Below are 26,409 nucleotides of genomic sequence, written 5' to 3'. Positions count from 1 at the left end.
TGGCGCCGCCCTGCCGCGGAAGGTGGTGGGATCACCACCGACCCACGGCATCTTTCATCATCCCACGGCGCCGGTGCCGTCCTCACCGGATGCGGCCGGGACGGATACGGCAGTATGGGCGCGAGCGCGGGACCTGTGTCCAGATTATGCGACCTGGGACCGGGAACGGGCGATGCGGGCAGCCGGACGGAACGGGTGCCCGGCCAGGCGGAGACCGGACGGGAACGGGTGGCGTACGGGTGAAGTGGCTTCTGAAGCGGTTGCTGGCCGGTGTGGCGGCGGTCCTGGTGGTGCTGGTGGGCGCGGGCGCGCTGCTGTCCTACCAGTACTCGGGAACCCCCGAGGAGTGGGCCGCCTCGCAGGGGGCGGACGCGGCGTGGGTGGGTTCGTGGGAGGACACCGAGGCGCTGGAGGAGCTGCTGGGCACCGGCGCGGTGAGCACTCTGTACGTGTACGCGGGCGAAGTGGACGCGGACGGCGCCGTGGAGCGGGTTCCGGAGACCGACGCGCTGTTGTCGTGGTTGGACGCGAATTTCCCCGAGGTGTCGGCGCTGGCCTGGCTGCGGCACGTGGAGTCGGGTTCGTCGCTGATCCGGGACCGTTTCGACGCCGAGGCCCGCGAGAGGCTGGCCCCGCGGGCGGCCGAGGTCGCGGCCGACGGGTTCGCCGGGGTGCACCTGGAGATCCGCCCGGTGACGGTGAACGATCCCTCCCTGCCCGCGCTCGTGGAACTGGTCCGGGAGGAACTGGGCGAGGACCGGGTCCTGTCGCTGCGGGCCCAGCACGTGGAGCTGATGCCGGGCGGCCGGGTTCCGTCCTTCGTCGCGGGCGGCGAGGAGAAGTACTGGTCCAAGGGGTACCTGGAGCGGGTGAGCGAGCACGCGGACGAGATCGTGCTGCCCGGGGTGGGCGCGAACATGCCCACGGCGGGGCTGTACGGCGGGTTCATGGTGCGTCAGGTGACCGAGTCGGTGACGGCGCTGCGCAACCATGAGGACGTGACGGTGCGGTTCGGGGTACCGACCTACGACAGTGAGCGGTGGGGGCCGGTGGCCGACAACGAGACCGCGCTGACCGCGCTCGCCGCCGTCCGGCTGGGCCTGACCCAGGCCGAGGAGGTCCCCGAGACGATGACCGTGGGTGTGTCCCTGTACCTGGTGGACGAGGTCGGGGACGGGGATCTGACCGCCTTCCGCACCGCGTGGCTCAACCCGCTGGAACAGAGTGGCTGACCACCGGAGCGGTGTGGCTGCCCCGGCAGGCACCGGATGGCTTGGTGCGGCCGCGGAGTCCCAAGCAGTCCGCCGAGTACGGCATAATAAGAAGTCCGTGTCTCGGAAATCCACGTTCGGTTAAGAGCCCTGTGGACTCACACACACCCTGCGTCGGCGCCCACGCAGGCCTCTCATGGAACGGCTGCCCGTGAGATGAGCCGCCTGTTCGCCAGACGCGATGATCACAGTAACTGGAGCACGTTTTCGCATGGCGAACATCAAGTCGCAGAAGAAGCGCATCAAGCAGAACGAGAAGGCTCGTATCCGCAACCAGGCGGTGCGCTCTTCCCTGAAGACTGCCATCCGTAAGTTCCGCGAGGCTGCCGAGGCCGGGAACGTCGAGCAGGCCACCATCGCGCAGCGCGAGGCCGCTCGCGCCCTGGACAAGGCCAGCAGCAAGGGCGTCATCCACCAGAACCAGGCCGCGAACCGCAAGAGCGCGATCGCCAAGCGCCTGGACGCGCTTCAGTCCGCCTAAGGACGAGAAGCACAAGGCTTCCCGAAGGGCCCGGTCCACCAGGACCGGGCCCTTCGCCGTTCCCGGCCCCCGCACCGGGCCCGCGAGTTGTCCACAGGCATCTGCCCCACCGCTGGCGTGCTGGTCCCCGGCCTGCTTTGCTCGGTATCGGGGGAGCCTTCGCTCCCGCCCGCCCAGGCATGCCCGCCCCCGATGCTCTCCCGGCCCGCCCGTCGGAAGTTATCCACAGATGGAAAACGGCTGCTGACAGAGCGTTGCCCGCTGCCTAGCGTTGGATTCATGACCGTTTCGCGTCGGTCACGGCGCAAAGCTCCACAGTCAGATCCCGAGGAACGACTCCGCGCGCTCGGCCTGGACGCCTCCCCCACCGCCCGGCGGCTGCGCGCCCGAATCCCCCGTGCTTCCACCGAACCCTCACCCGAGGAAACTGAACCCTCACCCGAAGAAGCCGTCCCGAGCGCGCCCTACGCGATCGGGGAGGCCACCACCCCCTACCGGCCCGAACCTGCGAGGCCCACCCCCGCCGAGCTGTGGTCAGCCATGCCCGCACCGCGCGGCCCAGCCAGCCAAGAGGATCAAGAGGATACGGAGGACCCGGAGGAGGCGCCCACCGTCCGCCTGCGGCTGGACCGCCGCACCCACCGCCCCGCTCCCCGAAACCCACCAGCGCAGAGCCCCTGGCGGGACCCTCCCCCACCAGAGGGACCCCAGGACGGTTGGGCCCCGGCCGGCGAAGCGCCCCGAAGTGACACCCACGCGAAGGGGCCCTCCGCCACCGGCCCGAACGCCAACGGCGAGCGCGAAACGACACCCCCGGCGCAGGTCCGGGCAGAGGGGCCGATGCCCTTCAGCCAGGTAACCCGCGCAGACCGCGAGAAGCACCCCGCCTCCGCCAGCTGGAACGGCGACAGCGGGCACGGCCCAGCGGACCCTCCGGACCAGGAACAGGAGAACGGCCCCAGGCCCCGCGGCGGCAGGAGAACTCGTAACGGCCGTTGGGGCCGGCCCTCCTCTGACAGCCGGAGCGAGGGCAGCGGGCCTGAGCCGCGTTTGGGGGAAGAGCCTGAGGGGCCGTCGGGCGGGCGGCATCGGCGGCGGCCGGAGGCGGTGCGACCGCCTTCGGGGTACACGGAGCTGGATCCCGAGGCCCCCGGTGCCGTGCTGGATCGGGTGGCCGAGCGGTGGGGACCCCAGACCTCGCTGTCCCGGCGGGCGGTGGTGGCCCTGCTGGTGCTCGGGCTGCTCGCGGTGGCGGGCGCCTTCCTGGTGCTGCGCGAGCGGCCGGGCGAGGTAACGGTGCCCGAGCTGGTCAACCAGTCCGCCACCGCGGGGCAGGACCCGGGCGATCAGGTCTCGACCGTCCCGGACGGAGCCGGGCAGGCTCCCGGGGGCGAGGGAGGAGGGCCGGACGCGGCACCGAGCGGGGACGTGGTGGTGCATGTGGGCGGGGAGGTGGCCGAGCCGGGGATCTACACGATGCCCGCGGGTTCCCGGGTGGCCGACGCGGTGGAGGAGGCCGGCGGGCCGCTGCCCGACGCCGACTTGGACCTGGTGAACCTGGCCCGGACCCTGACCGACGGTGAGCGGATCCTGGTGGGTGTCCCCCAGGCGGAAGGGGAAACGGGCGCGGGCCCGGAGGGGAGCGGCTCGCTGGTCAACCTCAACCAGGCCGGGCAGGCTGAGTTGGAGACCCTGCCCGGGATCGGGGAGAAGAAGGCCCAGAAGATCATCAGGCACCGGGAATCCCTCGGTGGCTCGTTCAGCAGCGTGGAGGACCTGCTCGGGGTCGACGGGATCGCGGAGAAGACGTTCAGCAGCCTCGAACCCCTCGTGACGGTGGGGTGAGGTCCGTGGTGACCTGGTTGGGCACCGACGCGTACGGCCTGGACCGGCCGCCGGACCTGAGGTTGTTCCTGCCCGCCGTGGCGGCCTGGTTGGCCGCCCTGGGGGCACTCGCCGCCCCTCCCTGGCTGGCCTGGCTGTGCGCGGGGGTGCTGGGATGTGCCGCCCTGGCGGTGTTCGCGGCGATCCGCCTGCCCTGGGAGGCCCCCGCACTGACCCTGGTGGCGACCTTGGTGTGCGGCGCCACGGTGGCGGCGGTGGCCGGCGCGCACGTGTACCGGACGGCGTCGAGTGCGGCGGTGAGCGCCGTGGAGCGAGGCGGTGAGGCGGCCTTCCGGGCGGTGGTGACCACTGATCCGCGTTCCCGGGCGGGGATGCCGCGCCCGGGCCGGGCCGAGTGGGTGGTGTCCGCGCGCACGGAGTGGGTGCGGTGGGACGGACGGGAGCACGTCTCAGGGGCGCCGGTGGTGGTGCTGGCCTCCGGGCCGGGCTGGGCCGACCTGCTGCCCGGCCAGTCCTTCGAGGCACGCGGAGCCTTCCTCGCCGCGGACGGCGACCGGCTGACCGCCGCCCTGGTGCCGGTGCGGGGCCCGCCGGAGGGGGTCACCGAGCCGAGTCGGCTCCAGGGGTTCGCCGGAGGTGTGCGCGACGGCCTGCGTGAGGCCGCGGCGGAGCTGCCCCAGCCCGAGCGGGGGCTGTTGCCCGCGCTGATCGTCGGTGACGTGTCGGCGCTGCCGGAGCGGACCGCCGAGGACTTCCGGGCCACCGGGATGACGCATCTGCTGACCGTCAGCGGGGCCAACCTGGCGATCCTGACCGGTTTCGTGCTCGCGGTGGCGCGTTGGACGCGTGCGCCGACCTGGTGCTCGGTGCTGGGCGGTGCCCTGATGATCTGGATTTTCGTCCTGGTCTGCCGACCTGAGCCGAGCGTGGTGCGGGCGGCGTTCATGGGGTCGCTGGGTCTGCTGGCGTTGGCCACCGGACGGACGCAGGCGGGGATGGGAGCCCTGTGCGCCACGGTGGTCGGGGTGCTGTTCGTGGCACCTGGGCTGGCCGCCTCCTACGGTTTCGCGCTGTCGGTGCTGGCCACCGCGGGCATCCTCGTGCTCGTGCCGGGCTGGACCCGGGCGTGGTCGGCGCGGTGGCCCAAACCGGTGGCCGAGGCCTTCGCGGTCGCGGTGGCGGCGCACGTGGCGGTCGCGCCGGTCCTGGTGCTGCTGTCCGGGGAGGTGTCCTGGGTGACGGTTCCGGCCAACGTACTGGCCGCACCGGTGGTGGCGGTGGTGACCGTGGCGGGGTCGGCGCTGGCGGCGCTGGCCTCGGTCTGGCCGGACGCCGCCGCGTTCCTGGTGCACCTGCCGGGGTTGGGGGTGTCCTGGCTCGCTCTGGTGGCCGAGACCGGGGCGCGGGTCCCCTACGGGGCGGTGCCCTGGCGCTCGGACGTGGCGGGCGGGCTGTTGCTGGCCGCGGTCGTGGTGGTGCTGCTGCTGACCAGAGGGCTGACCCGGCGGGTGATCGCCGCCGTGATGGTGGCGGTGCTGGTCCTGGGGTTGGCCGCCCGCTGTGTCCCGGGCGGCTGGCCGCCCGCGGGGTGGGCGCTGGTCGCCTGCGACGTGGGGCAGGGGGACGCGTTCGTGCTGTCCTCCGCCAGAGGTGAGGCGGTGGTGTTCGACACCGGGGACGACCCGGAGCTGGTGGACGGCTGCCTGGATCGGTTGGGGGTGCGCGCGGTTCCGTTGCTGGTGCTCAGCCACGACCACGCCGACCACGTGGACGGCACACCCGGGGTACTGCGCCACCGGCGGGTGTCGGCGGCGCTGGCCCCGGCGGGGTTCGGGGAGAGCCCGGTGGGCCGTCTGCTCGCCGAGGAGGGGGTGGCGCTGACCGCGGCCGAGAGCGGGCAGCACCTCCGGGTGGGGCCGTGGCTGCTGCGGGTGCTCTGGCCGGATCCGGAGTTCGTCGGGTCGCTCAACGACACCTCGGTGGTGATCCGCGCCGACGGGCCGGAGATGTCGGTGCTGCTGACCGGAGACATCGAGGAGGAGGCGCAGGGAAGGCTGGTGCGCGGACCGGAGGCCGAGCTGCTCGCCGTAACGGTGCTGACCACGCCCCACCACGGCGCGGGTACCCAGGATCCGGCCTTCCTCAGCGCGACCCGGGCGGAGGTGTCTGTGACCTCGGTGGGCAGGGGCAACTCCTACGGCCACCCGACACCGTTCACGCTGGGCGTGCTGGAGCGGGTGGCCCAGGTGAACGCGCGCACCGACCTCGACGGAGACATCGCTGTCCTGGGCGGCCCGATCCGAGTGGCCGTCCGGGGCCCGGACCCGGACCACTGACCGTGGCAGGAGGCCTGGCGGGCACGCGCACAGGCGACGGAGGCGGAGCGGCACAGGACGCGGAGGTCCCAGCGGCCGGAGGTGGGTGCACGGGGCGGGCGAGCGGCGGTGAGTGATTCGGAGGTCGGGAACGGGGTGATTCGGGGCGGGGTCCGGGTTTTGGGCACTGGCTGGTCGGTGGGGCGTGGCATGCTCGTTGTATGCCTGCACCCGCCCTCATCACGCTCATCGTCGGCGACGAGGAGCTCCTCGTCGACCGGGCCGTGGCCGCCGTCGTCGCCTCGGCTCGTGAGGCCGACCCCGAGGTGGACGTCCACGACCTCGTGCCCTCCCAGGTGGGCCTGTCCACCCTGGTGGAGGTCACCTCCCCCTCACTGTTCGGCGACCGCCGGGTGGTCGTGCTCCGTTCCGCTCAGGACCTGGTCAAGGATCTGGCGGCGACGGTCACCGACTACCTCAAGGCGCCCGCCGACGACGTGTTCATGGTGCTCACCCACGCGGGTGGGGCCAAGGGCAAGGCGTTGCTCCAGGCCGCGGTGAAGGCCGGGGCGCAGCGGGTGGACTGCAAGGGCCCCACGAAGGGGCCCGAGCGGGTCGCCTTCGTCAAGGGCGAGTTCTCCTCGGCCGGGCGGCAGATCACCCCTGACGCCGCACAGGCCCTGGTGGACGCGGTCGGCACCGAGCTGCGCGAGATCGCCGCGGCCTGCACGCAGCTGATCGCGGACACCGAGGGCAGGGTGGACGCCGCCGCGGTGGCCAGATACCACTCCGGCAAAGCGGAGGCCTCCGGGTTCAGCGTGGCCGACCGGGCCGTGGAAGGGCGCCTGCCCGAGGCCCTGGAGCAGCTGCGCTGGTCGCTGGCGGTGGGGACCGCCCCGGTGCTGATCAACAGCGCCCTGGCCGGTGCCGTGCGGGGGATCGCGGTGGCTGCCCAGCCGCCGCGCGGGGTGAGCGAGGCGGACCTGGCCAAGCGCGCCAAGGTGCCGCCGTGGAAGCTGCGCACCCTGCGCCAGCAGGCCCGGGGGTGGAGCGCGGCCGGGGTGACCCGGGCGATGGCGGTGATCGCCGAGACCGACGCGCTGATCAAGGGCGCCGGACGCGACCCCGAGTACGCGCTGGAACGCGCGGTGATCGAGATCGCCCGTGCCCGCGGCACCCGCTGACCGGGGCCGCTGAAAGCTGAGCAGAACCAACAACTCACCGAGGCGACGGGAAACGCCGGTCCCGGCCGTCCCGGACCGGCTCAGCGGATGGTGCGGCCGCCCTGCCAGACGCGGAGGGTGTTCAGGCCCATGGACCAGGCGAAGGCGCCCTCGTGGTCGGCGTCCCACTGGACCAGGTCGGCCAGCATTCCGGGGGCGATCATGCCGCGGTCGTTGAGGGCCAGGGCGTGCGCGCTGCCCGCGGTGGCGGCGTTGAGGGCCTCCTGCACGGTCATCTCGAACATGGAGACGGCCAGGGAGATGACCAGCGGCATGGACGTGGTGCCGGACTGGCCCGGGTTGTGGTCGGTACCCAGGCCCACGGGGACGCCGTGGTCGAGCAGGGCCCGCACCGGCGGGGTGCGGCGTTCGTGCAGGGCGGTGGCGGGGCAGGCCACGACCGGGGTTCGGGTGGCGGCCAGGGCGAGCAGGTCCTGGTCGTCGGCCTCGTGGACGAGGTCGACCGAGGAGCAGCCCATCTCGGCGGCCATCCGGACGGCCCCGTGCCGGGGCCGGGAGCAGGCGTGCATGGTGGTGCGCAGCCCCACGGACTGGCCCACGCTCAGGAGCATGTGCGCGTCCTCGGTGGTGAACTGCTGGTTGTCGCAGTACACGTCCACGCCGTCGGCTCCGGCCATGGCGGCGTCGCTGAGCCAGGAGGCGGCGGTGGCCACGTACTCCTTGGGGCGGCCGAAGAACTCGGGCGGGACCCCGTGCGCGGGGAAGAAGGTGACGTGCAGGCGCGGCATGCCCGGTTCCTCCTCCAGGGAGCGCAGCAGGCGCACGTCGGCGAGCTCGCCGTCCCGGGTGAGGTGGTAGCCGGTCTTGGCCTCCACGGTGGTGCTGCCGGACAGCACCCAGTGCCGCAGCCGTTCGCGGACCGCGTTGCACAGCGTCCAGGGGTCGGTCCCCCGGGTGATGGTGACGGTCGTGGAGACCCCGCCGCCCGCCGCGAAGATGTCCGCGCGGCTGGCCCCCTTGGCCCACATGTTGACCTCGGCGTAGCGGTCGCCCGCGTAGACGGGGTGGCAGTGGGCGTCGACCAGCCCGGGAGTGACCAGGCCGCCGCCGATGTTGACGACCTCGTCGACGTCGGTGAGGTCCTCCATCACGCCGGGGATGCGCTGGGGCAGTTCGGCGGCGTGGCCGACCCAGGCGATCCGGTCGGTGTCCATCAGGACGGCGGCCTTGGTGAGCAGCTCGTTCCCGGTCCACAGCCGACCGATATTGGTGAGGAGTACTACCGTCATGGGGGTCCGCCCTCGCCGGTCAGTGCCACCGTGGTGTGTACGGGGCAGGGGCGTGGGGTACACGGGCGGACATGGCGACCTCGTATCTGGATGCGCTTCCGACAGGTCCGTGGGCGATTCGGGGTCGCCGCGCGGTGCCGTGACAGTGGGGGTTCGCGTCGGCCGCAGGGGGGACCGCGATCACTGTCGGCCAGTGCTCCAAAACCGTAGTCCATCCGCGGACTCCATGTACACCTCCCCGCGGGGACGAATGCGAGCGTTCCGGACTGAAACTCGCAAGCCCGCAGAGTGACGAAGAACACCCGCACCCGCACTGAACTGGCCTTCCCCGTTTACCCCCGTCGGCCTCACTGCCCCGAAAAAACATGAATGTGACGCACGTGCCTTCCCTCGCACATGCATCCCACCGGCCACCTGCCCGTGACGGAGACCTGTTCCGGCGCCGATCAGGGCAGGAACCCGAAGAACACCGCCGAAGTCCGCGCTGAGGGACACACCCCCGCCCAAGCTCCGCACCTGCCGCACCGCACGCGGACACAGCGCGGCCGGGGCACCCCGCGGGTACCCCGGCCGTGTGGTTCTCAGCCCTCACTCAGGCGTCTGAGCCCTGTTCGGCTAGGCGTTGGTGGGCGTGTACTCGTCGAGCCTGGCGGCGAGCAGAGCGGGGACGAAGGCGTGCAGCGCCGTACCCTCCCCGGTGTGCTCCTCGCTGAGGATGCGCCCTTCCTCGTGCACCTTGGCCACGAGGTCGCCCCGCGAGTACGGGACGAGGGCGTGCACCTCCTTGGCGAGCTCGGGCAGCGCCTCGGCCAGTGCCGTGACCAGTTCGGGGACGCCCTCGCCGGTGCGCGCCGAGACCTCGACCAGGTCGGGGTAGCGGGTGCGCAGCGTCTTGAGCGCGTCCGGGTCGGCGGCGTCGACCTTGTTGACCACGATGAGCTCGGGCACGTCCACGGCCTCGATCTCGGCGAACACCTCGCGGACCGCGCTGATCTGGGACTCGGGATCGGGGTGCGAACCGTCGACCACGTGCAGGATCAGGTCGGAGTCGGCGACCTCCTCCAGGGTGGAGCGGAACGCCTCCACCAGCTGGTGCGGCAGGTGCCGGACGAAGCCGACCGTGTCGCTGAGGGTGAAGCCGCGGCCGTCGGGCGTGCGGGCCTGACGGACCGTCGGGTCCAGGGTGGCGAACAGGGCGTTCTCCACCAGCACCCCGGCTCCGGTGAGTCGGTTGAGCAGGCTGGACTTGCCCGCGTTGGTGTATCCGGCGATCGCCACCGAGGGCACCTCGCGGGTGCGGCGGACGTCCTTCTTGACATCGCGCGCGGTCCGCATGTGAGCGAGCTGGCGGCGCAGCTTCGCCATCTTGTCGTTGATGCGTCGGCGATCGGTCTCGATCTTGGTCTCACCGGGACCGCGCAGGCCCACGCCGCCGCCGGCGCCGCCACCGCCGGAGCCGCCCGCCTGCCGGGACAGGGAGTCACCCCAGCCGCGCAGGCGCGGAAGCAGGTAGTTGAGCTGGGCGAGTTCGACCTGGGCCTTGCCTTCGCTGCTGCTGGCGTGCTGGGCGAAGATGTCGAGGATCAGGGCGGTGCGGTCGACCACCTTGACCTTGACGACGTCCTCCAGCTGGCGCAGCTGGCCCGGGGTGAGCTCACCGTCGCAGATGACGGTGTCCGCGCCGGTGGCCTCGACGATGTCGCGGAGTTCCGCGGCCTTGCCCTTACCGACGTAGGTCGCGGGGTCGGGCTTGGAGCGGCGCTGGGTGAGGCCTTCGAGCACGAGGGCGCCCGCCGTCTCGGCGAGGGCGGCCAGCTCGGTGAGTGAGTTGTCGGCGTCGGTCTGGTTTCCCCTGGTCCAGACGCCGATGAGGACGACGCGCTCCAGGCGCAGTTTCCGGTACTCGACCTCGGTGACGTCGGTGAGTTCGGTGGAAAGGCCCTGGACGCGGCGGAGCGCGTGCCGTTCGGCCAGCTCCATCTCGCCCTGGTCGGGGGCGTTGTTCGGGTCCTCGTAGCGGTTACCGCCGTCGGCCGTGGCCTCGCGGGACGCGTCGTTGGTGTGGACCCCGTCCCCGACGGTGTTCTCCTCACGGAATACGTCCTCGTCGTGGGCGTGGTGCCCCGCGTGGTCGCTTCCGTGGGTGTCAGCTGTATTCATATCCCTCCAGGTGGGTCAACGCTTGTGCCGTCGTGGTTCTTCCCGGAGCGGGGACGGCGGTCCGTGCTCTTGATGCTCGCACCTCCGCCCGACCTGGGCATCTGAATTATCGCAGGCAACGTGACGGACACCATGACCCCGCGCGGAGCGTGAGAACCTGGGAGTGGATCAGCAACTCAAGAAACGCAAAAGTTCCCGCAGAAGTTTGGTGTTCCTTCCTGTTCCAGGAAGATCTCCACTGATCAAGGGTGCGAGTGACGTTGACCGCTCGACATCAAGATAGTAGCTTCATTTCCACATACCAGAAGCTTGTTTCGTATTGCGGAAGGTTTTCCATGGGCGCCACGCACGGGGTCGAGATCACCGGCCCCCTCAACGAACGGTTCGACGAGATCCTCACCGAGGACGCCCTCGCCCTCGTCGCCGAACTGCACCGCACCTTCGAGCCGCGCCGCCAGGAACTGCTGGCCGCTCGCAGGACCCGCGAGGCGCAGATCGCCGCCGGGGAGGACCTCGACTTCCTCCCCGAGACCAAGCACATCCGCGAGGACGACAGCTGGCAGGTCGCCCCGCCCGCTCCGGGCATCACCGACCGCCGGGTCGAGATCACCGGTCCCACGGACCGCAAGATGACGATCAACGCGCTCAACTCCGGCGCGAAGGTGTGGCTGTCCGACTTCGAGGACGCCAACACCCCGCTGTGGGAGAACATGATCCAGGGGCAGCTCAACCTGCGTGACGCCCTGGACCGCAAGATCGACTTCACCTCCCCCCAGGGCAAGACCTACGCCCTCAAGGAGGACTCCGAGCTGGCCACGATCGTCGTCCGCCCGCGCGGCTGGCACCTGGACGAGAAGCACATCCTCGTCGACGGCGAGCGCACCAGCGGCGGCATCGTCGACTTCGCGCTGTACTTCTTCCACAGCGCCAAGCGCCAGATCGCCAAGGGCAAGGGCCCGTACTTCTACCTGCCGAAGATGCAGAGCCACCTCGAGGCGCGCCTGTGGAACGACATCTTCGTGCTGGCCCAGGAGCGCCTGGAGATCCCCCGCGGCACCATCCGCGCCACCTGCCTGATCGAGACCATCCCGGCCGCGTTCGAGATGGAGGAGATCCTCTACGAGCTGCGCGAGCACTCCGCCGGTCTCAACGCCGGCCGCTGGGACTACCTCTTCAGCATCATCAAGACCCACCGCACCCGCGGCCGCAAGTTCCTGCTGCCCGAGCGCAACGCCGTCACGATGACCGCCCCGATGATGCGCGCCTACACCGAGCTGCTGGTCAAGACCTGCCACAAGCGCGGTGCCCACGCCATCGGCGGTATGGCCGCCTTCATCCCGTCCCGCAAGGACGAGGAGGTCAACAAGGTCGCCTTCGCCAAGGTCCGCGACGACAAGTCCCGCGAGTCCGGTGACGGCTTCGACGGCTCCTGGGTCGCCCACCCCGACCTGGTCCCGGTCGCCAAGGAGATCTTCGACGGCGTCCTGGGCGACAAGCCCAACCAGATCGACAAGCAGCGCCCCGAGGTCGAGGTGACCGCCGCCGACCTGCTCGCCGTCGACCAGACCCCGGGCGGCGTCACGCTCGCCGGTCTGCGCGCCAACATCAACGTCGCCCTGCAGTACCTGGCGGCGTGGATGGGCGGCAACGGCGCGGTGGCGATCCACAACCTCATGGAGGACGCCGCCACCGCCGAGATCTCGCGCTCGCAGATCTGGCAGTGGCTGCACAACGACGTCACGCTGGACGGCGGCGAGAAGGTCACCGCCGAGCTGGTCAAGCAGATCATCGGTGAGGAGCTGGCCACCATCAAGGAGGCCCTCGGCGCGAACTTCAACGAGGACCTGTACAAGCAGGCCAGCGAGCTGTTCACCGAGGTCGCGCTGGACGACGACTACGTCGACTTCCTGACGCTGCCCGCCTACGAGCGCATGCCGTAACCGAACCCGCACCCGGACCCCGGGCACACCGTCCAGCGCGGCCAACCTGGACGGGGCCCCGGTCGAGGTTCCGCCGGTTTCGAACACCGCGGTTCCGTACAACGCGGTTTCATACAACGCGGTTTTCATACACCGAGAAACCGTTTCCACCGCGCCCCCTTGCTTCGGCGGGGGGCGCGGTCGTACGGTCCCCTTGCGAGGTCACAGTCGGAGAGCGGGACCCCAGCCGCGTTCTCCGTACGGAACCGGGAGGCGCCCATGGCCACGACCGCACCCCACACACCCGAGGGTCGGGCGCGCACGCCGGGCGGCCCCGGTGCCCGCGAACGCACACCCGCGGCGCTGGCCGCCCTGGTCCCCCGGCTGCGTGAGATCTGCGGTGCCGACGGCGTACTGACCGACCTGTCCCAGCGGCGCGTCTACGAGAGCGACGGCCTCACCTACCACCGCTCCACCCCCGGTGTCGTGGTCATGCCGACCACCACCGACCAGGTCGCCTCCGTCATCCGGCTCTGCGCCGAGCACGGCGTCCCCTACGTCCCGCGTGGGGCGGGCACCGGACTGTCGGCGGGAGCGCTCCCCCACTCCGAGGGCGTCCTGCTGGTCACCTCGCGTATGCGCCGCATCCTCGAGATCGACCTCGACAACGAGTGCGCGGTGGTCGAACCGGGCGTGGCCAACCTCGACATCACCCGCGCCGCCGCCCCGCACGGCTACTACTACGCGCCCGACCCCTCCAGCCAGCAGGTGTGCTCGGTGGGCGGAAACGTCGCGGAGAACTCCGGCGGCGCCCACTGCCTCAAGTACGGGTTCACCGTCAACCACGTGCGCGGCCTGGAGATCGTCACCCCGTCCGGTGAGATCGTGGAGCTCGGCGGAAAGGCCCCGGGCGCGCACGGCTACGACCTCATCGGGGCGTTCGTCGGCTCCGAGGGCACCCTGGGCGTGGCCACCCGGATCACCGTCTCGCTGACCCGTGCCCCCGAGAAAACCGTCACCCTGCTGTCCGCGTTCACCTCGCTCGACGCGGGCGGACAGGCGGTCAGCGCCATCATCGCCGCCGGGGTGCTGCCCTCGGCGATCGAGATGATGGACGCGCTGGCCATCGAGGCCGCCGAGCGCGCCGTGGCCTGCGACTACCCGGCGGGGGCGGCCGCCGTGCTGGTGGTGGAGCTGGACGGACCGGCGGTGGAGGTCGACGCCCAACTGGAGCGGGTCACCGCCCTGTGCGCGGACGCCGGTTCCTTCGAGACGCGGGCGGCCAGCGGCGCTGAAGAGCGCGCGCTCATCTGGAAGGGCCGCAAGTCCGCCTTCGCCGCCGTGGGCCGGATCAGCCCGGCCTACATCGTCCAGGACGGGGTGGTGCCGCGTACCGCGCTGGGCGAGGTGCTGGGCCGGATCGCCGCGCTGTCGGCCGAGTCCGGTATCCGGGTCGCCAACGTCTTCCACGCGGGTGACGGCAACCTGCACCCGCTCGTGCTGTTCGACGACGCCGAACCCGGCGCGGGCGAACGCGCCGAGGAGGTCTCGGGGGCGATCCTGGACCTGTGCATCGAGCACGGCGGTTCCATCACCGGTGAGCACGGGGTGGGGGTGGACAAGGCCTGCAAGATGCCGCGGATGTACGACGACGCGTCCCTGGAGACCTTCGACCTGTTCCGGCGGGCCTTCGACCCGGCCGGGATCGCCAACCCGGAGAAGCTGCTGCCAACGCCCCGCCTGTGCGGTGAACGGCCCGGAGTCCGCACGGGTGTGCACCCGCTGGTGCAGTCCGGTGAGGCCGAGCAGTTCTGATCCGTCCTGGCCGCGGCCGGGGCCACGACCCGGACGGCGGCCCGGTCACGGGGGCGGGTAGAGACGCGAGTACCACCGACACTGGCCGGGAGGGCCGAGGGTGACACAGAACCTGGACGTCGAGGGCTGCACCGTGCGGGAGGCAGCCGCGGAGGACACCGTGTGCGGGGTCGTGCCCCAGCAGGTGGCGGTGCCCTCCGACGCCGATTCCCTGTCCCGGGTGATGGCGGCCGCGCACCGGCGCGGGCTCTCGGTGACCGCGCGCGGCGCCGGAACCGCCCTGGACTGGGGTTGGCCGCCGCGCTCCCTGGACCTGTTGGTGGACACCTCGGCGCTGTCGTGGATCGACCACAACGCCGGTGACCTGGTGGTGGAGGTCGGCGCGGGCACCCCGATGGCCGACCTGAACGCGGCGCTGGCCGCCGCCGGGCAGCGCCTGTCCTACGACCCGGTCCGGCTCGGCGGCACGGTGGGCGGAGCGCTGGCCACGGGGGTGAGCGGTCCGCGCCGCCTGCTCTCCGGGGCACTGCGCGACCTGGTGATCGGCATGACGGTGGTACGCGCCGACGGGGTGGTGGCGCGCAGCGGCGGCCGGGTGGTCAAGAACGTGGCCGGGTACGACCTGGCCAAGCTGCACACCGGCGGGTACGGCACGCTCGGGGTGATCACCTCGGCCGCCTTCCGGCTGCACCCCGTTCCGGAGGCGCTGCGCCTGGTGAGTGCTCGCCTGGACTCCCGGATCCGGGCGGAGAGGGCTCTGTCCGCGCTGTGCGAGACCACGGTGGTGCCCTCCGCCGTGGAGCTGGACTGGCCCGCCTCGGGGCCGGGGCGGCTGGACGTGGTGTTGGAGGGCACCCCCGGCGGGCTCGAGGCGCGTGTGGCGGCGACCGTGGGGGCGCTGGCCCCCTGGGCCTCGGGTGAGGGGCCGGTCGTCGCCGAGGAGCTGCCCGAGGGCTGGGGGCTGCTGCCCGCCGAAGGAACCGTCGCCCTGGTCACAGCCCCTCCCGCGCAGAGCGTCACCGCGGCCGACTGGGTTCGGGAGGTCTCCGAGGCGGTGGACGCGGGCGCGCACGTGCGCGGTTCGGCCGCCACCGGGGCCCTGTCCGTCACCTTCCCGCCGGGAACCCCCGCCGATCGGATCAGGCTGGTGGTCGAGGGGGTGCGTTCGGCCGAGGGCCACCCGCTGGTGCTGCTGCGCGCCGAACCGCACGTGCGCGCCGCCGGGATCGACCCGTGGGGCGAGGTGCCCGGGCTGGGGCTGATGCGGGCGGTCAAGGAGTCGCTCGACCCCGGTCACCGCCTGTCCCCCGGCCGGTTCGCCGGAGGCATCTGACCTCGTCCGACCGCCGATCGCCATGACCCCGACCCTTGGGAGCGACCGTGACCGACCTACCGACCGAACCGGACAGCGGCGGTCCCGGCGAGCGCGAACGGCTCTTCGGCGACCTGCTCGACGACTGCGTGCACTGCGGGTTCTGCCTGCCCACCTGCCCCACCCACGTGCTGTGGGGCCAGGAGATGGACTCCCCGCGCGGCCGCATCCACCTCATGGGCCAGACGCACGAGGAGGACGTGCTCACCGAGACCGCGGTCGGGCACTTCGACAACTGTCTGGGCTGTCTGGCGTGTGTGTCCTCGTGCCCGTCCGGGGTGGCCTACGACGCGCTCATCGAGCACACCCGGAACCGGGTCGAGGAGGAGCACGAACGCCCCCGGAGCGAGCGCGCGCTGCGCGGGGCGGTGTTCTCGCTCTTCCCGTACCGCAAGCGGCTGCGGATGCTGCGCGGACCGCTGCGCGTCTACCAGGCGAGCGGGGTCTCCTCGCTGGTGCGCCGGTCCGGGATCCTGGAGCGGATCTCACCGACCCTGGCCACCATGGAGCGCATCGCCCCGCCGCTGGCGGCGCCGCCGCCCCCGCTGCCGGAGCTGGTGCCCGCCGTGGGCGAGCGCCGGGCGCGCGTGGGCATGCTCGTGGGCTGTGTGCAGGGGGCGTTCTTCCCCGAGGTCAACACCGCGACCGCCCGGGTGCTGGCCCTGGAGGGGTGCGAGGTGGTGATCCCGCGCGCCCAGGGGTGCTGCGGGGCGCTCTCGGGCCACTCGGGTCGGATCACCGAGGCCGCCGGGTTCGCCAAGCGGCTGGTGGAGGTCTTCGAGGCCGGCCAGGTGGAGCGGATCGTGGTGAACTCGGCCGGGTGCGGGTCCAGCATGAAGCACTTCGACCGAACTCTGGCGGAGGCGGGCGCGGGCATGGCGTGGGTACACCGGGCCCGGGCGGTCTCGGAGAAGGTCGTGGACCTGACCGAGTACCTGTTCGCCCTGGGGCCGCGAGCCGAACGCCACCCGATCCCGCTGCGGGTGGCCTACCACGACGCCTGCCACCTGTCCCACGGCCAGGGGGTCACCCGCCAGCCCCGTGAACTGTTGCGGCAGATCCCCGGGCTGGAGGTGGCGGACCTGCCCAACAAGGAGGTCTGCTGCGGGTCCGCGGGCGTGTACAACCTCTTCAAGCCGCAGGCGGCGGGTGAGCTGGGCGACCGCAAGGGCGAGGACGTGGCCTCGACCGGGGCCCGGGTCCTGGTCTCGGGCAACCCCGGGTGTTCGCTGCAGATCGCGTCGGCGATGGAGCGCGCGGGTTCGTCGGTCGCGGTGGCCCACACCGCGCAGCTGCTGGACGCCTCCCTGCGCGGCCTGGCCGCGGAGCAGCTCTTCGGTTCGCACAGCCGGAAACGACCCGGTCGGGGGTGAACCGGTCGGGGAACAGGTGGCGATAACGGTGTGGATCCCGCCCGTTGCGGTCCGTTCCCACCCCCCGACAGGAACACTCCGTGCCCAACAGAACCCTGACCTTCGCCTACGTGGTCTGTGCCGTCTTCGCCTCGATCCTCGCCTTCCTTCTCGCCGCCGGTGTGGAACGCACCCAGTACGTGCTTGAGGACACGGGGCTGGTGTGGATCTCCGAGAACGACGGGACCGGTGACACCGACGAGGTCGCGGCCTCCGTGCAACGGGTTGCCGACGACCACGGCGCCGCCATCGGATACGCGATCCTGGACGTGAACGAGCCGTCCGCCACCGCCCACCTGTACCTCGCGGTCCCCGACAGCTCCTCCCCACAGGCGGAGTGGTTGACGGACGGCTACCCCGCCTTCGGCCGGGGCTTCACCGTCCGGACCCACCCCATCGCCGACTTCGGCGGCGTGGGACCCAACGGCCACTACCTCGTCTTCGGCGGCCCCGAGGCAGAGACCGCCCTGCGCGCGGCGCTGGCCGAACACGGCCTGCAAGAGGCACCGGGCACACAGATCACCGAGTTGTGGCACTACTTCACCAGCGGACACCTGTTCCACCTGTTGGTGATCGCCCTGCTCGGCGCGGCAACCGCCGCCGGGGCCGGTGTCCTGCTGGCCTCCCGCGACTACGGGGTGATGCGCCTCCAGGGTCATTCCTACCCGAGGCTCCTCGCCACCGACCTGCTCAAGGTCGCCCGGCTGGCCGCGGTCGTCCTGCCACTGGTCGCCGCCGCCGCGCTGGTGTTCCTCGGCGCGTACAACGGGTGGAATCAGCTCGGTCTCTACAGCTTGACGGCCCTGGTCTTCCTCGGGTTTCTCGCGGTTCCCTGCCTGTTCGTGCACGCCGCCGTGCTGGGCCTGGTGCACTCCACCGACATCCTGGCCGCTCTCAAGGGCCGCCTCCCGGTCCGCAGCACCTCCGTCGCCGTCTACCTCGTCAGAGCCCCCGTGCTGGTGCTGACCCTGATCATTCTCGGCAGCATCGTCACAGCCGCCCAGGACCTGCGGGACCAACGCGTCCAACTGGAGTTGGCCCGGGGCCAGGGCGAAGCCTCCTTCCTCTCGCTGAGCGCCAACTACGGGTGGGCCGACGACCTGAGCGTGGACGACGAGCTCGGCCCCTGGCTGCGCCGCGCCGACACCGACGGCGACATGGTGCTGGTCATCCCCGGTAGCAGCACGGAGTTCCTTCCGCCCGGTCCGACGGCCTCGTGGGACTCACCCGACATCGGCCAGCAGGTCCTCTTCGTCAACAACACCTACCTCGCCGAGCAGGAGGTCCTTTCTCCCTCCGGCGAACGGTACGGCCCGGCTGAGACCCTGCGCGTGCTCGTCCCCGAGAGCGCGGCGGCACACAGCGAGGACATCGTCGAAGGGGTCACCGGCACCTGGCTCGAACTCCACGGAGAACCGGGGGCCGCCCCCGAAGCGGAGGTGCTCCCCGCCGCCGAAGGGCAGACGCTGTTCACCTACGCCGCCAAACGCTTCGACGACCCCCGGCCCCATCTCCCCCTGCTCCACGAACCCGTCGTCATCGTCCTGCCCAACGGCGCCGTTCTCTCCGACAGCGCGTACATCGCCTACATGACGGCGCGCTCCACCGTCTTTCCCGATCCGGGCGTGGTGGCCGACCACCGGGCTCAGAACCCGGAGGCGTCCCGGTACATCGCGATGGTGGAGACCCTCACCGTCAACGCGCGCCACGAGCAGGCCCTGACCCTGAACATCCTGCGCAGCGAGCTGTTCAACCTGATCGGCGCGGCGGCCGTACTGCTGCTCACCGCGATGGCGGCGTGTGTCGTCCACGTGCGTTCCCGGGCCCAGGAGATCTTCGCCCGGCACATCAACGGATGGGCCTTCGTATCCGTCCACCGGCGGCTGCTGCTCGTCGAGGGTGCGATCGCCCTGGCCTTCCTGGGCTGGGCGGTGTGGGACACCCTCACCGGGCTGGCCACCGCGGCTGACCCGGCCCGGGCCGGTGTTCCGGGTCCGTCACCCAGCGGGGCCGAGCCCTTCTACGCGCTGGGGATCGTACTGGTCTGCCTGGTGATCACCGTCACCGCACTGGCCCTCTTCCACCGAAAGATCGTCCGCGAGGGCGCTTCCCAGGCCTGACCAACCAAAGAACTGAGGAACACCGTGATCATCCTGAAGAACCTCAGCAAGTCGTTCGGCAGCCGCGTCCTGTGGAAGGACCTCGACCTCACGGTCGAGCCCGGCCGGATGCTGGCCCTGGTCGGCGCCAGCGGATCGGGCAAGACCACCCTGCTCAACTGCATGGGGCTACTGGAGAGACCGACCGGCGGGCAGATCCTGTTCGAGGGCTCCGACGTCACCCGGTTGGGCCCGGGTCGACAGCGCCGGTTCCGCCGCGACCACCTGGGCTACCTCTTCCAGAACTACGCGCTGATCGAGAACGCCACGGTGAAGGCCAACCTGGACGTGGCCAGGCGTCGGGGCACACGTCCCGACCAGGCTGCCGCCCTGGAGCGGGTGGGCCTGGCCGGGCGCGAGAAGGAGAAGGTGCACTACCTGTCCGGGGGCGAGCAGCAGCGGGTGGCGCTGGCCCGGCTCATGGTGAAGCAGCCGTCACTGGTGCTGGCCGACGAACCCACGGGGGCCCTGGACAGCGACAACGGTGCCATGGTCGTGGACGTGCTGCGCGAGATGAGCCGATCGGGGTGCGCGGTGGTCATCGCCACGCACAACGACAGCGTGCGCGACGCCTGCGACACCGCCTTCGACGTCGCCGCCCAGCGGGAGTTCGCCCCGCGCTGACCCGTGGTGCGGCCCCGTCAGACCAGGACGGTCTCGCCCTCGGCGACGATGACGGCGGGGCCGCTCAGGCGGGCGCCCGAGGCATCCAGGTAGACCGTGCACTCGCCGCCGAGCACGCGCACCCTCCAGGTGGCGCCCTCTCCCTCGGGGGTGGCCGCGGCGGCCGCCGCCACGATGCCGGTACCGCAGGAGCGGGTCTCGCCGGAGCCGCGCTCGTACACGCGCATCTCCAGCACCCCGGGGCTGGTCTCGGTATACACCTCGACGTTGGCGCCCTGGGGGAAGGCCTCCGCGTCGAGTTCGGGGAGCTCGCTGAGGTCGACGTCGGCGACCGGGCCCTCGACCTCGCAGGCCAGGTGCGGGTTGCCCACGGAGATCTGGGCGCCGTGCACGACCTGCCGGGCGAGCTTGGCCGAGGAGGTCCCCTGGCGCTCGACCCGGCCCATGTCTATGGTGACGTCGCCGTCGGGCTCGATCACGACCCCCTTGGCGCCGTCGCGGGTGCCGACCTCGAAGCGGTCGCCCCGGACGTAGCCGGCGTGCAGCAGGTAGCGGGCGAAGACCCGCACCCCGTTGCCGCACATCTCCGCGATGCTCCCGTCGGAGTTGCGGTAGTCCATGAACCACTCGGCCCGTTCGGCCGTGCGGGCCGCCGGGGCGAGCGTCTCACCGAGCGCGCTGGTGCGCACCACCCGGAGGATGCCGTCGCCGCCGATGCCCGCCCGGCGGTCGCACAGCAGCCGGACGGTCTCCTCCGTGACCTGGAGCTCCCCGTCGGGGTCGGGGAGGATCACGAAGTCGTTCTCTGTTCCGTGGCCCTTGGCGAATCGCATGCCGACCATCCTAGGTGCGCGCTCCCCGGCGATCGAACGCCGACGCTCGGCCGCTGGTCGGTAACCCGTCCGTCACACGATTCCCACCTGTCTCTCACCCGGTGTGGCCCCAGCGCGGGTCCGACGTGGTTACGCTGGAGAGATGATCAAGGTGATCGCGGTCGTGGGCCCGACCGCTGTAGGCAAGTCGGACCTGGCCGTCGACCTCGCGGAGTGGCTGGAAGAACGCACCGGTCGTCGCGGCGAGGTGATCAACGCCGACTCCATGCAGCTGTACCGGGGCATGGACATCGGCACCGCGAAGCTCCCCGAGGAGGAGCGCCGGGGCATCCCCCACCATCTGCTGGACATCTGGGACGTGCACGAACCGGCCGACGTGGCCAGCTACCAGACCCTGGCACGGGAGCGGGTGGACGACTGCGCGGACCGCGACGTCATCCCCGTCCTGGTGGGCGGTTCCGGGCTGTACGTACGCGCGGTCCTGGACCACATGGAGTTCCCGGGCACCGACCCCGAGGTGCGGGCCCGGCTGGAGTCCGAGCTGGCCGACGTCGGCCCCGGGCTGATGCACGCCCGACTGGCCGAGGCCGACCCGGCGGCGGCCCGTACGATCCTGCCCGGCAACGGGCGGCGGATCGTCCGGGCGCTGGAGGTCATCGAGCTCACCGGACAGCCCTTCACCGCCAACCTGCCCGACCACACCTCGTTCTACCCGTGCGTGCAGCTGGGGCTGACCGCCCCGCGCCCGGAGCTGGACGAGCGCATCGACCTGCGGGTCGAGCGCATGTGGGGCCAGGGGCTGCTGGAGGAGGTCCGCCGCCTGGACAAGCAGGGGCTGCGCGAGGGCCGCACGGCTGCCAAGGCGCTCGGCTACGCGCAGGCGCTCGCCCAGCTGGACGGCGAGATCACCGAGACCGAAGCCAAGGAGCAGACCGCCCAGGCCACCCGCCGGTTCGCCCGCCGCCAGGAGTCGTGGTTCCGCCGCGACCCGCGCGTGCAGTGGCTGCCCTACGACGCCCCGAACCTGCTGGAGCGGGCGATGGCCCAGGTGGAGGCGGCTCTGGCAGGCAAGGTGGAGGAGCCCGGCGAGGCCCTGGTGGACATCGCCACGCTGCTGCCCCACTCCCAGCGCTGAACCGCGCCGCTTTCGGTTCGGGCCGGCGCGGGCTCAGGACCAGGCGGCCACGAAGTACCCCACGCCGTAGGGCGCCTCGTAGGCGAGCAGGTCACCGGTGAGCGGGCTCTCCCCCGCCGCACCGGCCAGCACCTGCCAGGCGGGGCGCCCGGCGACCATGAGCTCGCGGGCCGGACCGGGGGCGAGCCCGGCCAGGCGGGCGGTGTCCGCCTTGGCCAGCGCCTCGGCGACGGCGTCGTCGTAGGGGATCGCGCGTTCGTCCACGTAGCCGGGTGAGTGCTCGGTCCGGCGGGCGCTGCCGTCCCCCATGACCAGCAGCGCGACCCGGTCCCCCGTCTCCGCCAGCGCGGCGCCGAGTTCGAGGGCGCGCTCCGGAGCGGTCCTCGAGGAGACCTCCAGGTAGCCGTCGGGGCTCAGGCCGGAGCGTTCGGCCAGCCAGCGGCCGGTGGTGGCTGCCAGGTCCAACACCGCCGGTTCCGGACCCACCCGCACATCCACTCCGAAGGCGCGCAGGTCTCCCCCGGTCTCGCGGCCGTGGTGTCGTTCCTCGGGCCCCCGCCCCACCACGTAGAGCAGGTCCGCCCCACTGACGCCGAGCCCGGTCACGGCCCGGTCGCAGGCGTCCCGCAGGGCCGCCAGGTCCGGCGCGGCCCCCTGGGAGACCTCGGGGAACAGCACGGGCGGGTGGGGGCACACGGCGGCAGCGATCAACACAAGGCGAGGCTACCGCCACCCTTGCCAACGGGCGTTTCCTCGCCTAGCGTTGACTGTGTGACCGAATTTGAAATTCAGTCACACAGTCAGAAGTTCGGACGGGGAGACAGAACCCGGATCGGGGGTGTGGATATGGTCGTCGCGTCAGCGCTGGTGGGCGCCACCACCGGCGTCACACGAACCGAAGGAGCCGCAGGTGTCCCCGTCCGCCAACCCCGCCCCCACCGAACGCGAGGCACGGGCCGACCGCATCCTCGATGCGGCGGAGGAGCTCATGGTGGCCTGGGGCCATCGCAAGACCACCATCGACGACGTCGCACGCCGGGCGGGTATCGGCAAGGGCACCGTCTACCTGCACTTCCCGACCAAGGAACGGCTCTTCCTCACGGTGGTCCTGCGGGCCCAGTCCGGGATGGTGACCCGGCTCCTCGACCTGATGGACGAGAGCCCCGAAGCCGTCCGGCCCAGCGAGATCGCCCGCAACATCTACCTGCTCCAGTTCGAGTCCCCGATCATCCGGGGGCTCTACACCGACGACACCGCGGCTCTCGGGGCGATCAGCAGCAGTGTCGCCCACCTGGTCGGCGACCTGGTCGAGGCACGGCAAAAGGCCATGCGCGACTACTGGGGACTACTGACCGAACACGGGGTACTGAGTTCCCGGGTCCCGGCCGAGCAGCAGTACTACGTCTACAGCACCACCGTCATCGGATATCTGGTCTCCGAACCCCTGCTCGCCCAGCAGGGCTTTCCCATCCCTGATCGCACGGCCAGGGCCGACCTGATCGCACGCAGTGTCCGCCTGCTCCTGGAACAGGACGTCTCCGAGAACGCGATGCGGAACGTACAGGCCGGGGCGGTCGCCCTCTTCGAAGGGCTCCGCGGGCGTCTGGCCGACGAGATCCAGGAACAGAAACGCGTCAAGCGCACCACGTAGACCTCCCGAGGAGGCCCGTATGACCACCGCCGCCCCGTCCGCGCACCGAAACGACGACCGGGAACCCATCGACATGCGCGACCAGGAGTTCGCGCAACACCCGCTCCGCGTGATCGAACGGATCCGGAGGGCAGGCGGTTGCGCCCCGGTGCTCTTCATCGACAACCAGGCGGCGCTGGCCTTCGTCGACGACGCCGACGTGCGCACCATCCTCAGTGACCGGCGGTTCGTCGTGGACGCGGACAACGTGCCCGAAGGGCCGACCGGTGCCAGGCGTTCCCACGCCTTGAAGTCCTTGGGGATCCGACCCGACCTGGTCACCTACCTCACCGAGTCCATGCTGGACAAGGACGGTGCCGACCACAGCCGCCTGCGCAAGTTGGTCTCGCGCACCTTCACCGTGCGCCGCGTCAACGAGCTGCGCCCGAGCGTCGAACGGATCAGCGCCGATCTGCTGGCCGCTCTGCCCGCGCACGCGGACGGTGACGGTGTGGTCGACCTGATCGGACACTTCGCCTACCCGCTGCCCATCACGGTCATCTGCGACCTGGTGGGCGTCCCCGGGGCCGACCGGGCGCAGTGGCTGGCCTGGAGCCACCAGCTCTCCCGTTTCGACCCCTCCCGGCCCGAGGCGATGAACGAGACCCTCGGCGCGATGATCGACCACATCGAGGAGATGATCGTCGAACGCCGTGAAAGGCCGCGCGAAGACTTCCTGGACGCGCTCATCGGCGTGCGGGACGAGGACGGCGGCCGACTCTCCGGGAGTGAACTCGTGACTCTGGTGTTCACCCTGGTGGTCGCCGGGCACGAGACCACCGCCCACCTGCTGGGCAACGGCACACGCGCGCTCCTGGAGAACCCGGACCAGCTGGCCCTGCTCCGCTCCGATCCGGGCCTGCTCCCGGCCGCGGTCCACGAAATGCTCCGTTTCGGAGGGACCGCCCTCACGGCCAAGGCCCGGTACGCGACAGAGGACGTCCAGCTCCGCACCGGGAAGGTGCTGGCCGGGGAACGGGCCGTGGCGATGGTCGCCGGCGCCAACCGCGACCCGAGCGTCCACCCGGATCCCGACCGCTTCGACATCACCCGCCACCACGGCAGGCCCGGAGAGGCACACGTGGCTTTCGGACACGGCATGCACTACTGCCTCGGCGCGGCCCTCGCCCGCCAGGAGGGTGAGGTCGCCTTCGAAGCCCTCTTCCGGACCTTCCCGGAACTCTCCCTGGTACCCGGCCGCCCACCGCTGCCCGACCCCGTCCCGGGGACCCTGCGGCTGAGCGAACTCCCCGTGCGGCTTGGAATCTAGCGCACACCTGTGGAACACAAGAGGCCCCCGCTCCCCTGGTCGGGGTGCGGGGGCCGCGGCGTGCGCGTTCGGGTCAGGTGTCGCAGCAGCCGCCGACGGGGGCGGGCTGCTCGGCCGGAACACCGATCTTCGGCATGCCCAGCAGGACGTCCGGCTTGCTGACCTGGACCGGCTTGCCCTGACGGGCGTCCCAGGCGTCACCGGCGCGGGTGCGGCGCAGGTTCCGGATCCCGGAGTCGGCGACCAGGTGGTGCGGGGCGGCGTAGGTGACCTCGACGGTGACCATGTCGCCCGGACGCGGCTCCTCGGAGTCGCCCACCGCGAAGTGCACCAGGCGGTTGTCGGGGGCGCGGCCGGACAGGCGGCGGTGCTCGCCGTCCTTCTTGCCCTCGCCCTCGGAGACCATCAGCTCGACCTCGCGGCCGATCAGCTTCTGGTTCTCCTCCCAGGAGATCTGGTCCTGGAGGGCGACCAGCCGCTGGTAGCGCTCCTTGACGACCTCCGGCGGCACCTGGTCGTCCATGGTGGCGGCCGGGGTGCCGGGGCGCTTGGAGTACTGGAAGGTGAACGCCATCGCGAACCGGGACTCGCGGACCACGTGCAGGGTCTGCTCGAAGTCCTCCTCGGTCTCGCCGGGGAAGCCCACGATGATGTCGGTGGTGAGGGCGGCCTGCGGCATCGCCGCGCGCACCTTCTCCACGATGCCGAGGAAGCGCTCCTGGCGGTAGGAGCGGCGCATGTCCTTGAGGACCTTGCTGGAACCCGACTGCAGCGGCATGTGCAGCTGAGGCATCACGTTGGGCGTCTGGGCCATGGCCTCGATGACGTCGTCGGTGAAGTCGCGCGGGTGCGGGGAGGTGAAGCGGACCCGCTCCAGCCCCTCGATCTCACCGCAGGCGCGCAGCAGCTTGGAGAAGGCCTGGCGGTCGCCGAACTCGCTGCCGTAGGCGTTGACGTTCTGGCCGAGCAGCGTCACCTCGGTGACGCCCTCCTCGACCAGGGCACGGACCTCGGCGAGCACGTCGCCGGGGCGCCGGTCCTTCTCCTTGCCGCGCAGGGCGGGCACGATGCAGAAGGTGCAGGTGTTGTTGCAGCCGACCGAGATCGACACCCACGCGGCGTAGGCGGACTCGCGCCGGCTGGGCAGCGTGGACGGGAAGTGCTCCAGCGCCTCGGCGATCTCGACCTGCGCCTCGCGCTGGACGCGGGCGCGCTCCAGCAGGGTCGGCAGGGAGCCGATGTTGTGGGTGCCGAACACCACGTCCACCCAGGGGGCGCGGCGCACGATCTCGCCGCGGTCCTTCTGGGCGAGGCAGCCGCCCACGGCGATCTGCATCCCGGGGTTGGCGTCCTTGACCGGACGCAGGTGCCCGAGGTTGCCGTAGAGGCGGTTGTCCGCGTTCTCCCGGACCGCACAGGTGTTGAAGACGACGATGTCTGCGGCGGTGCCCTCGGCTGCGCGATCGTACCCAGCGTCCTCCAGCAGACCGGAGAGGCGCTCGGAGTCGTGGACGTTCATCTGGCAGCCGTAGGTCCGCACTTGGTAGGTACGACTCTGGCTCACCGTTCCAGGCTAACCCGTGCCAGGGGCGGGCTGGCCCTCACGGGGGATCGGTTCGGTTACACGCGCAAGCA

At 71.5% G+C, this 26,409-nt stretch carries 19 protein-coding genes; 14 read left to right on the top strand and 5 right to left on the bottom strand.

The window, feature by feature from the left end:
* Positions 1-239: 239 nt before the first annotated feature.
* The 5 genes from NE857_RS10525 to holA all read left to right on the top strand — a co-directional run bounded on the left by NE857_RS10525 (position 240) and on the right by holA (position 7,096).
* The gene (locus NE857_RS10525) at positions 240-1,232 is read left to right on the top strand and encodes a hypothetical protein (protein WP_254420827.1); all 993 of its coding nucleotides are present in this window, start codon (positions 240-242) and stop codon (positions 1,230-1,232) included.
* 250 nt (positions 1,233-1,482) lie between these two features.
* Positions 1,483-1,752, top strand: coding sequence for a 30S ribosomal protein S20 (gene rpsT / locus NE857_RS10520; RefSeq protein ID WP_017579588.1), 270 nt, complete (start codon positions 1,483-1,485; stop codon positions 1,750-1,752).
* A gap of 279 nt (positions 1,753-2,031) precedes the next feature.
* Positions 2,032-3,597, top strand: a complete 1,566-nt coding sequence (locus NE857_RS10515; RefSeq protein WP_254420826.1) for a helix-hairpin-helix domain-containing protein — start codon at positions 2,032-2,034, stop codon at positions 3,595-3,597.
* A gap of 5 nt (positions 3,598-3,602) precedes the next feature.
* The gene (locus tag NE857_RS10510; RefSeq protein ID WP_254420825.1) at positions 3,603-5,933 is read left to right on the top strand and encodes a ComEC/Rec2 family competence protein; all 2,331 of its coding nucleotides are present in this window, start codon (positions 3,603-3,605) and stop codon (positions 5,931-5,933) included.
* 200 nt (positions 5,934-6,133) lie between these two features.
* Entirely contained in the window at positions 6,134-7,096 is a 963-nt protein-coding gene (gene holA / locus NE857_RS10505; RefSeq protein ID WP_017579584.1) for a DNA polymerase III subunit delta, read from the top strand.
* An 80-nt stretch (positions 7,097-7,176) separates the two neighbouring features.
* On the opposite strand, the gene NE857_RS10500 is transcribed toward holA, so the two are convergent.
* On the bottom strand, positions 7,177-8,385 hold the full coding sequence (locus NE857_RS10500; protein WP_254420824.1) for an amidohydrolase family protein: 1,209 nt from the start codon (positions 8,383-8,385) through the stop codon (positions 7,177-7,179).
* Between the two features lie 615 nt (positions 8,386-9,000).
* Positions 9,001-10,545 carry a GTPase HflX gene (gene hflX, locus NE857_RS10495; protein ID WP_254420823.1) on the bottom strand — a complete coding sequence of 515 codons (1,545 nt, stop codon included), beginning with the start codon at positions 10,543-10,545 and terminating at the stop codon, positions 9,001-9,003.
* A 335-nt stretch (positions 10,546-10,880) separates the two neighbouring features.
* Between hflX and aceB the strand changes: the two genes are divergently transcribed.
* The 6 genes from aceB (at position 10,881) to NE857_RS10465 (ending at position 19,846) form a co-directional block, all read left to right on the top strand.
* Positions 10,881-12,485: a malate synthase A gene (aceB, locus tag NE857_RS10490; RefSeq protein WP_254420822.1), complete on the top strand. Its 1,605-nt coding sequence runs from the start codon at positions 10,881-10,883 to the stop codon at positions 12,483-12,485.
* A gap of 258 nt (positions 12,486-12,743) precedes the next feature.
* On the top strand, positions 12,744-14,279 hold the full coding sequence (locus tag NE857_RS10485; RefSeq protein ID WP_254420821.1) for an FAD-linked oxidase C-terminal domain-containing protein: 1,536 nt from the start codon (positions 12,744-12,746) through the stop codon (positions 14,277-14,279).
* A 100-nt stretch (positions 14,280-14,379) separates the two neighbouring features.
* Complete coding sequence (locus tag NE857_RS10480) at positions 14,380-15,612, top strand: FAD-binding oxidoreductase (RefSeq protein ID WP_254420820.1); 1,233 nt, start codon at positions 14,380-14,382, stop codon at positions 15,610-15,612.
* A gap of 47 nt (positions 15,613-15,659) precedes the next feature.
* Positions 15,660-17,024, top strand: a complete 1,365-nt coding sequence (locus tag NE857_RS10475; RefSeq protein WP_254420819.1) for a (Fe-S)-binding protein — start codon at positions 15,660-15,662, stop codon at positions 17,022-17,024.
* Positions 17,025-17,104: 80 nt separating this feature from the next.
* Positions 17,105-19,183, top strand: a complete 2,079-nt coding sequence (locus tag NE857_RS10470; protein ID WP_254420818.1) for a bacteriocin-associated integral membrane family protein — start codon at positions 17,105-17,107, stop codon at positions 19,181-19,183.
* 24 nt (positions 19,184-19,207) lie between these two features.
* Positions 19,208-19,846 carry an ATP-binding cassette domain-containing protein gene (locus NE857_RS10465; RefSeq protein WP_254420817.1) on the top strand — a complete coding sequence of 213 codons (639 nt, stop codon included), beginning with the start codon at positions 19,208-19,210 and terminating at the stop codon, positions 19,844-19,846.
* 17 nt (positions 19,847-19,863) lie between these two features.
* Here NE857_RS10465 and dapF read toward each other — a convergent pair whose 3' ends face one another.
* On the bottom strand, positions 19,864-20,679 hold the full coding sequence (gene dapF / locus NE857_RS10460) for a diaminopimelate epimerase (protein WP_254420816.1): 816 nt from the start codon (positions 20,677-20,679) through the stop codon (positions 19,864-19,866).
* Positions 20,680-20,821: 142 nt separating this feature from the next.
* On the opposite strand from dapF, the gene miaA reads away from it, so the two are divergent.
* Complete coding sequence (miaA, locus tag NE857_RS10455; RefSeq protein WP_254420815.1) at positions 20,822-21,814, top strand: tRNA (adenosine(37)-N6)-dimethylallyltransferase MiaA; 993 nt, start codon at positions 20,822-20,824, stop codon at positions 21,812-21,814.
* 33 nt (positions 21,815-21,847) lie between these two features.
* Here the strand turns inward: miaA and NE857_RS10450 are convergent, their stop codons facing one another.
* Positions 21,848-22,528 (bottom strand): class III extradiol dioxygenase subunit B-like domain-containing protein, encoded by a 681-nt coding sequence (locus NE857_RS10450; protein WP_254420814.1) that lies wholly within the window; start codon positions 22,526-22,528, stop codon positions 21,848-21,850.
* Positions 22,529-22,724: 196 nt separating this feature from the next.
* On the opposite strand from NE857_RS10450, the gene NE857_RS10445 reads away from it, so the two are divergent.
* The gene (locus tag NE857_RS10445) at positions 22,725-23,465 is read left to right on the top strand and encodes a TetR/AcrR family transcriptional regulator (protein ID WP_254420813.1); all 741 of its coding nucleotides are present in this window, start codon (positions 22,725-22,727) and stop codon (positions 23,463-23,465) included.
* A gap of 19 nt (positions 23,466-23,484) precedes the next feature.
* Entirely contained in the window at positions 23,485-24,774 is a 1,290-nt protein-coding gene (locus NE857_RS10440; RefSeq protein ID WP_254420812.1) for a cytochrome P450 family protein, read from the top strand.
* A gap of 73 nt (positions 24,775-24,847) precedes the next feature.
* Here the strand turns inward: NE857_RS10440 and miaB are convergent, their stop codons facing one another.
* Positions 24,848-26,314 (bottom strand): tRNA (N6-isopentenyl adenosine(37)-C2)-methylthiotransferase MiaB, encoded by a 1,467-nt coding sequence (gene miaB / locus NE857_RS10435; RefSeq protein ID WP_301184353.1) that lies wholly within the window; start codon positions 26,312-26,314, stop codon positions 24,848-24,850.
* Between the last annotated feature and the right edge of the window lie 95 nt (positions 26,315-26,409).

The sequence above is a fragment of the Nocardiopsis exhalans genome (assembly GCF_024134545.1).
GTDB classification, from domain to species: Bacteria; Actinomycetota; Actinomycetes; order Streptosporangiales; family Streptosporangiaceae; genus Nocardiopsis; species Nocardiopsis exhalans.
The sequence above is the reverse complement of the archived record's forward strand: the minus strand, read 5'-3'. Positions and strand labels throughout refer to the sequence as shown.

Coding starts and splice junctions, on each gene's coding strand:
- miaA (WP_254420815.1), top strand. CDS start 20,822: ATGATCAAGGTGATCGCGGTCGTGGGCCCGACCGCTGTAGGCAAGTCG.
- hflX (WP_254420823.1), bottom strand. CDS start 10,545: ATGAATACAGCTGACACCCACGGAAGCGACCACGCGGGGCACCACGCC.
- holA (WP_017579584.1), top strand. CDS start 6,134: ATGCCTGCACCCGCCCTCATCACGCTCATCGTCGGCGACGAGGAGCTC.
- NE857_RS10485 (WP_254420821.1), top strand. CDS start 12,744: ATGGCCACGACCGCACCCCACACACCCGAGGGTCGGGCGCGCACGCCG.
- NE857_RS10500 (WP_254420824.1), bottom strand. CDS start 8,385: ATGACGGTAGTACTCCTCACCAATATCGGTCGGCTGTGGACCGGGAAC.
- dapF (WP_254420816.1), bottom strand. CDS start 20,679: ATGCGATTCGCCAAGGGCCACGGAACAGAGAACGACTTCGTGATCCTC.
- NE857_RS10515 (WP_254420826.1), top strand. CDS start 2,032: ATGACCGTTTCGCGTCGGTCACGGCGCAAAGCTCCACAGTCAGATCCC.
- NE857_RS10440 (WP_254420812.1), top strand. CDS start 23,485: ATGACCACCGCCGCCCCGTCCGCGCACCGAAACGACGACCGGGAACCC.
- rpsT (WP_017579588.1), top strand. CDS start 1,483: ATGGCGAACATCAAGTCGCAGAAGAAGCGCATCAAGCAGAACGAGAAG.
- aceB (WP_254420822.1), top strand. CDS start 10,881: ATGGGCGCCACGCACGGGGTCGAGATCACCGGCCCCCTCAACGAACGG.